We start from the raw sequence: 8,105 nt of genomic DNA on the forward strand, positions 1-8,105 counted from the left end.
GGGATTCGCGTGGCGCCAGCCCTGCTGCATGTATTCGTTGCCGGCATGCACCAGTTCCACTTCACCGCACGCCACCTTCTGCGCTGCACAGGCAAAGCCGGGCGACTGGCGCAGCTGCGTAAAACTGTTCCACAAATCGTCGCGCAGTCGCGTGGCGTCGTTCACCAGCGGCGTGGCGTCGCCGGGATTGGGCGTGCTGCCGTCTTCCAGCGCGGCCACAATTTTTGCCGATTCCTGCAGCGCCTGCAGGGGAAAGGCAGAGCGGTCGTTGCGCGTGTACTCGTGGAAGGATACGTCGAGCCAGCATTGCGCCTTGGACAGGTAATAATCGCCCACGCGTACGCCGCCGTCGTTGAGCTTTTTGATGCGTTCCTGCAGCAGGCGGTACGCCTGCTGGTCGGCGGAGACAGTCTGGTCGCTGATGCGCAGTTGGGGCAAGGCCAGCGGCGCGGCCTGCAGGGTGGGCGTGGCCGCCTGGGCCAGGCCCATGGCCAGCAGGCTGGCGAGCGGTATCAGTTTCTTCATCGGTGTCATTGTGGTAGTCATGGTCGCTTTCATGGCCGGGCCAGGGTACGGTTGATGGTGGCGTCTTTGCCTTTAAACAGGTTTTCATCGAACTTGAAGCGCAGGCGCAGATAGGGGCCCCGCGCCGTGTAGTCGGCGCCCGTCAGGTCACGGTCGGAAAAACCCGACCAGTTGTGGCCTGCCGACAGCCACAGGTTTTGCGCCAGCAGATAACCCACCTCGACGCCATTGGCCCACTGGCGGCTGCCCCCTTGCGGGCTGCCCATCACGGCAGCCAGCACGCCGATGTCCCAGCGCTTGCTGATGTCGTATACGGTGCGCCCGGAAAACAGCCACGCCGTGTACTTTTCCTGGCCAGCAGGCAAGTTCCTGTCGTTGTTGTGCTTGGCGGCAATTCTGCCCGTGAACCACCAGGGACGGCTGGGGTGGTAATCGAGGTGCGTGGAAACGATGTGCGCGCGGTAATTGTCGCCATCGATCTGCGACTGGTCTCGCACGGTCTTGTACTCGTAACGGGCCAGGCCGTTGAAACGGTTGTCATCCACGGGACGCCACGCAAAGCCCAGCTGTGCCCGGTCCTGCAGCACATTGCCCACGGGCGCGCCGCTGGCGTCGTCGTTGTTGCGCGTGTACAGCAGGTAGTTGCGCGCGAGGAAGGTCCAGTCGCGGCTCAGCTTGCGCGCCCAGGCGATGGTATTGAGCCACTGGTCCTGACGCTGGTTGCCCGGTGCGATCTCGCTATCGAACAGTCGCCGGTACTCGAGCTTGACGGAGCCGCGCCACAGCGGATTGGTGGAAAAGTCGACGCCTGCCGCCACGGCCACGGCTTGCTGCTGCTGGCCGTTCATGACTTTCAGGTATTCGATATTCGTGTTCGCCGCCAGCCCTTCGCCGAGGTTCCACGTGTTGCGCAAGCCGGACGCCAGTTGCAAGTCGCGCTGGTTGCTCAGGCTGTAATCCATGGCGTCGCGCATGCGGTACTCGCCAAACACGGTGCCGCCCGGCATGTAGCCCGTGTCTGCGCCGGCTACGAAACTGGTGCTGCGGTCGGCCGGATTGAGCGAGTAGGCCGATGCCAGCCCTGTCTGGTTTTCATAGCGCGCGTACAGCCGGCTGCGTTCGGCCAGCTGGTATTGCGCGCCCAGGCCATAGCGGTGCTGATCCGCGTCGGAGACGCTTTTTTCCACGTCGCCATTCAAGGTCCAGCGCTGCGTGGCCTTGTATTGCGCTCCCAGGCGCACGGTGGTGGCGTCCAGCGGCACCGTCGTACCGCCGCCCGCGCCGGGATTGATGGGCGCAAACGTGGTGATGCTGCCGCCCGTGACAGGGTCGATGGCCGTGTTCGCCGTGCCGTTGCCAAAGAAGCCCCCGGTGGCATTCAAGCCCGTGCCCAGCGGCGAGGTATTCGGCGCGATGCCGGCCGTCGACGGCATGCCACCGCTCTCCTTCATGTGCTGGACGGAGACGTCGAGCAGCCAGCGCTCGCTGGCATTCCAGGCCACGCCCAGGCGCTGCGCATCGCGGCGCGCGTCAGTACTGCGCTCGTCGCTGCGGATGGCCTCGCCATACACGGTAACGGCAGGACCGAGCTTGTAGCCGGCCTTTACGCCCGCCTCGCCCCGCCCGCCCGTGATGCCGGCCGCCGTGTTATTGAAATCCTTGTCGGAACGGCTCCAGTACGCTTTCGCTTCCAGCTTGTCATCCTTGTGCTGCAGCTCGACCCGCGCCGCATTGCCGCTGACGTCATCGCGCAGCTCGCCCGCCTGGCCCGACGCCGTCGTGTAGATACTGCCGCCCGCGCTGTAGCTGGTGGACGTGGTGCGCGCTACTTCCACCACCAACAGGCTGTGCTCGCCCAAGCGCAGGCCCGCGTTGACGCTGTGCAATTTGTAAGGCGACAAGGGGTTTCTATCTTCCACGGCCGAACCGCCTATCGACACCATCTTGCCCAGCTGCACTTGGCCATCCACGCCCAGGGTCCAGAATTTTTCACCACCCTGGTCCACCTCATAGCTGATGCGGATCGATTGCGGGTCGCCATTCGGCGTGAGCGCGGGGATCGCCTGCTTGAACAGGATACGTCCGCTGAATGGCTCGAAACTGTAGTCTTCGAAACGGCGCAGCTGCGTCACCTGCACGATATTGCCGTTCTGGTTCTTGTCGCGCACCACGATCTCGATCTTTTCCGAGTTTTCGATGGCGTTGTTGTTGCGCACGGCGAACGGCCCCGACGTGCCATTCGCACGGTATTCCTCGACCACCTGCTTCAGGCTATCGTTGATGGCGAAGGCATTGGCGACGATGCCATCGTGTTCATAATGGCCGCGCCCGCCCGTGGCAGTGCGGTTGTACTGACCCAGTTTTCTTTGCTGCAAGTTGGCCACGGCACCGCCGCCCGTCATCTGGCTGAACCCATCGCCGGTGGCGAAGTCACCATACAGCACATAGCTCTTCTGCTTGTCGATACGCACATACAAGCGGTCGCTGGAGCGGGCGTCGAAGTTGCGCACGGAACTGTCGCCGTAGACGGGATAAAACTCTTCCGGATTAACATCGCGCAAGAGACGCGCGCGCGTGTCCTTGTCCGAGTCGTAGGCGGCCGTCAGCAGGGCATCGCCACGGATGGTTCCTTTCAAAAACATCGCCGCGCGGCCCGCCACGTTGGCCTTGCCATTGTTAAAGGCCCGGCTCCAGCGCTGAATATCGCGTTCAAAGCCGTCATTGAAACGCGACGGCGCAATGTCGCTGCTCGACAGGCTGCGCTTGCTGATGATGCCGTCGATCAAGCCCACGGCCAGCATATCGCGCAGCTCAGGCAGGAAACTGATCGTGCCCTGCGCCGCCACGCTGCCAGCCGACACGCGCAGCAGCACGTCCTGCGGCGTGGCCGGGGCCAGCAGGCTGAAGCTCGCTTCTCCGTTCTCCACCGTCAGCTGGGTGCCGGGCGTGACCTTATCCACATCACGCCGCTCGGGGCCAAGTTCATCGGTGCGCGCGCCAGGCAGCAAGATGCGCCCGCCACTGGCTTCGATGGTGAGCAAGGCCGCTCCCGTCAATCGCTTGCCCTGCTCGTCAAAGAGTGTCACCGTCACCTTGACCGGGCTCTGTCCATCGGCCGGCATGTCGTTCCCGTCCGTCTCGACGGCAATGCGCGCCACGCTGCGGTTGATGGCGTAGTCGATGCCGCTCACCTTGCCAGCGAGGAAGGATGGTGCTGCCGCGGCGGAGCCTGCCGCATTGTCCGGCAAGGGCAGTTGTGCCAGACTGGCCGCCGGGAAGGCCAGCAGGGCCAGTGCGGCGGCCATGCGCCGGGGCGCGGGGAGAGTTTTCTTCATGGCCTGTTTCTCTTTAGCGGCATTGGCAAGCGGCAAGTGAGGTGAAAGATGCTTATTGCGCATGGCTGCCTCCTGCGGCTGGCACATCGGCTGGTGCGCGCGGCGCGACGACAGGCTGGTTCGCGCTGTCCGTCGCCTGCGCCGGCGCGCTGGCAGGCTGGCTGCTGAAACTCAGTCCCGGCCCCGCCCTGCCCTCCCTTTCCACGCTGCGCACCTCGCCCTGCGCCCTGCGCGCCTTGACTTGCTCGAGCACGCGATTCGAGCACGAGCCCTCGATGAAGTCGGCGCGCAGCAGCTCGCCATTCTTGGTATCGAGGAACAGGCTGTGCGGGTCGCCCAGGTTGCGGTTCGACGCTTCCATCATGCGGCTGGCGCGCGGCAGGGTGGCGCCATCGACCTTGATGACATGGCTGTTCGGCGTGATGCCGCAATAGCTGTACTTGCCTTCGACATCCGTGGTGAAGTTCGTGCCGTCCTCCATGTACAGGCGCACGCCCGGAATGCCCAATTCCTCGGCATCCTGCACATGGTTGTTGTTGCAATCGACAAACACCTTGCCGGCGATGCAAGCATCCGTGGTGAACACGCCGCCCGTCACCTTCACCTTCGCGCGCGCCTCGTTCGATGGCGGGCCGTTGGTGGTCGATGCCTGGGCGCGGTTGATGCCGTCACCCTGCAGCGAACCGACACCCACGCGCAGGCGGTAGCGGAAGCTGGCGCTGGCGTTCGGCTCCAGCGATTCCAGCTTGAAGCTCAGCTGTGGCCCCGGCTTGCCACCCGGGTCAGGCTGCACCACATTGTTGCGCGTAGTGGTGCCGTCGATGTAGCGGAAGCCGGCCGGCAGTTTGTCGAGCACGCTGACGCCGAACGCCGTCGCCACGCCCGTATTCTTCACCTCGATGGTGTACTGCAGACTGTCGCCGATCTCTGCCTGGGTCTTGTTGACGCTCTTGCTGATCAACAACATCGGCTTGTCCGTCGTGTTGAACACCACGGGCGTAAAGCTCGGTGGCGTGGCGCCTGGCGTGGCCGGCAGCAGCAAGGTGTCGGCCGAGCTGGCCAGGGCCAGCACGCTGGCGGGTGCCACCGGCGTGCTGGCGCCGTCCGTGCCGCTATAGCTGTGGCCGATGTTCCGGCCACCCGCTTCCGTGCCCAGCATGGTGCTGGCATACACCTGGTTCAGCTGCGGCACGGTGGGAATCGCCGCCACACTGCCGAAGTCGACCAGCACCGTGAAGACGATGCTGCAGCTTTCCTGCGGCTGCAAGTCGCCATTGCCGCTCAGTAAGCCAAACACCGAGACGCCGTTGAAGTCGCCATTCGCGACGCAAGCCGTGGCGCCGGCAGGCCGCGCCGTGACGGCCAGGCTGCCCGGTTTGAAAGTGACGCTGGTGGCCTTGGGGAAGACGGCCTTCAGGTTTTCCGCCACCTGCACCATGGTCGAGGTCGGGTAGCCGGCGGGATAGCGGTTTGCCGCCTGCACCGTGTAGCTGATCTCGAACTTGCTCGCATCGACTTGCTGCTGGGCCGAAACAGCCTTGATGACATCGACCACTTGCCGCAGCAAGACCACGGGCGTGGGCGTGTCTTCGCCAGTGAAAGCAACGCCACCCACGGTATCCGAAGCGTTGCCATTGCGGTTGGGATCGACCTTTTCCGCCAGTGCGGCCACGTCCGCTGCCGTGGCCACGGCGCCCGCATGGCTGCCGCCATTGTTGGAAGCGTCAAACACGAGGCTGCCCACGGGTGGCGTGTAAGACGGGTTGGCGGCAATGACGCCTGCGGCCGGCGCTGGCGGCACGCTGATGCTGCCGCCGGCATTGGCGACATTGCCGCCCAGCGCGCTGGCAAACACGCTGTTGTTGTACTGCGGCAAAGTCGTATCCTGCACCGTGATTTCCACAGTGAAAGTGATAACGCTCAACTCGCCCTCGCCCAGGGCCGCGTCGCCGCTGAGCAAACGCAGGTCGCTGCCGCCGCAACCACCCGTGAAGCCCGGGTTGACGGCCAGCTGCTTGCTGCCGCCGATAGAGGGCGCGGCAGGTGGCGCGACGATGCGGCAGGTGACCGGTTCGGGGAAGGCGGCGCGCAGGCTGTCGAGCGCCTGCACATTCGACGCCGTGCCCTTGCCCACGTTGCGGATCACCACCGTGTAAGGCACATTGAAGACTTTGGCCGACAGCTGGGTCACCTTGCCCACGCCCAGCGCCACGCCGATGGCCGGGTTGGCCACTTCCGTGACGGCGGTGCAATCAGATGCCTGTGCGCAACGTGGCAAATCGGGACCGGCGGGCACGATGGTGTTGCTCAGGGTCCCGCTGGCAGCCACTTTCGCGCTCACCGTGACGGCAGCCACGGCGTTCGGCGCCAGGCCGGCCGGCACCGTACACACCAGCTTGTTCGCGGCCAGCGGCGCGCAAGTGGTGGGCGCGGCGGGCGTGACAACGATCTCGGCCAGGCTGGCGGCAAGCTCATCGGTCAGCGTGAGGGCGGCCGTCGAGGGGCCGCTGCCGCTGTTGCTAGCGGTAATCGTCCAGCTGACGGTGTCGCCGATGCTGGCGTTGGCCTTGTCCGCCACTTTTTTCACCATCACGCTGGGGCTGGTCACATTGGTGCTGGTCTGGCAATCGGCCGGCGCCAGGCACTGTGGCGCATCGGGTCCGGAAGGCACGACGCGGTTGAGCGCCGTACCGGCCTGGGTGACGGTGGCCGACACTTCCACGCTGGCTTCGCCGCCATTGCCGATCAGGCCGGCAGGCACGCTGCAGGTCAGCACATTGCCGGCCACGGGCGCGCAGGTGGCGCGCACGGGCGTCACCTGCACGTTCGTCAGGCCGGCCGGCAAGGTGTCGACCAGGGTCATGACGGCGCGCGTGGGACCGCTACCCGTATTGCTGGCTGTGATGGTCCACACGACGGTGTCGCCCACATTGGCGGCGGCGCGGTTGACGCTTTTCCGCACTGCCACTTTGGGGCCCGTCAGCACGATGTTCGATTCGCAGCTGCTGGCCTGCGCACAGGCTGGATTGTCTGGCCCGCTCGGCATGACGCGGTTCGACAGCGCGCCTTCCAGCGTGCCCGTGGCCGTCACGCGCACGCTGCGCGTGCCATTGCCGATCGCCAATTGACCAGCAGCAATGCTGCAGCTTTGCACGCTGTTCGCCACCCAGTTCGCCAGCGGCGGGCAGGTCACGCCCGCATCGGCGTTGACCGCCAGCACCGTCAAGTTCGGCGGCAAGATGTCCGCCAGGGTCACCACGCCCAGATTGGCCACGCCGCCGCTGTTGACGGCGGAAATGGTCCAGATGATGCTGTCGCCCACGTTGGCATTGCTGACGTTGGCGGTCTTGCTGACGCGAATCACGGGGCCAGGCATGGTTACCGTCGCCGTATTCGGCAAGTCGTACTGCACTTCCGTCGAGCTGGTGGCGATGATGCTGACGATGGTCGAGACGTTGCTGGCCGGCTGGATATACGACAGGCCGAAGCTGTGCAGCGCGTTGGGCGCCAGGCTGGCTGGCAAGCCCGTCACCGTCAGCATGCCGCTGACGGCGTCATAGCTGCCGGCCGCGCCGCTCAGGGTCACGCCCACCAGCCCCTGCGCCAGTTTCAAGCTGTACGTCACGTTTTCGGCCGTGCCGGGACCAACGTTGCTATAGCTGACGATGCCGTTGATCTGGTCGCCGGCACTGGTGGTGCCAGGGAAACCGTTCAGGGTAGTGGTCACGTCGACCAGCAGCTTGATGGCCGTGGTGCTGGTGCTGCAGTCCGCCGCCTGCGCGCAGACAGGATTGTCCGGGCCGCTAGGCAACACCGTATTCTGCAGCACGCCGGCGGCGCTGGCCGTGGCGCGCAGCACTACTTGCGCCTGTCCGCCGGGCACCAGGCCAGCCGTCACGCTACACGTGACGATATTGCCGGCCACGGGCGCGCAAGTGGCCAGCTGCGTGGACAACACTTGCACGCCGCTGACGCCGGCCGGCAGGTTGTCGGTGAGCACGATGGCGGACCTGGTCGCGCCCGTGCCACCATTGCTGGCAGTAATGGTCCAGGTCAGCAAATCACCCACGCTGACACTGCTCTTGTCGACGCTCTTGCGCACCGTCACTTGCGGCGCGACGAGGCTCGTCGTGGCTTGGCAGGCGCTGGCCTCTTCGCAGGCGGGATTGTCGCCACCGCTGGGCAGGACACGATTCGACAGGCTGCCGCCCGCAGTGCCGCGTCCCGTGATGACGACCTTGTGAC

At 65.3% G+C, this 8,105-nt stretch carries 1 protein-coding gene and 2 pseudogenes; all 3 read right to left on the bottom strand.

Going from position 1 to position 8,105, the window contains the following annotated elements; genetic code table 11:
- Positions 1 to 546, bottom strand: a pseudogene (locus K0F85_RS00990) (hypothetical protein); the annotation flags it as partial.
- Between the two features lie 8 nt (positions 547 to 554).
- Positions 555 to 3,860 carry a hypothetical protein gene (locus K0F85_RS00995; protein ID WP_219114148.1) on the bottom strand — a complete coding sequence of 1,102 codons (3,306 nt, stop codon included), beginning with the start codon at positions 3,858 to 3,860 and terminating at the stop codon, positions 555 to 557.
- Between the two features lie 52 nt (positions 3,861 to 3,912).
- A pseudogene (locus K0F85_RS01000) lies at positions 3,913 to 8,105 on the bottom strand (DUF11 domain-containing protein); the annotation flags it as partial.

Origin of the sequence: Janthinobacterium sp. UMAB-56 (genome assembly GCF_900095265.1) — a bacterium.
In the GTDB taxonomy this organism is placed as follows: domain Bacteria; phylum Pseudomonadota; class Gammaproteobacteria; order Burkholderiales; family Burkholderiaceae_D; genus Janthinobacterium.

What these genes read in the sequence shown, in the direction of transcription:
- K0F85_RS00995 (WP_219114148.1), bottom strand. Translation starts at nt 3,860, where the DNA reads ATGAAGAAAACTCTCCCCGCGCCCCGGCGCATGGCCGCCGCACTGGCC.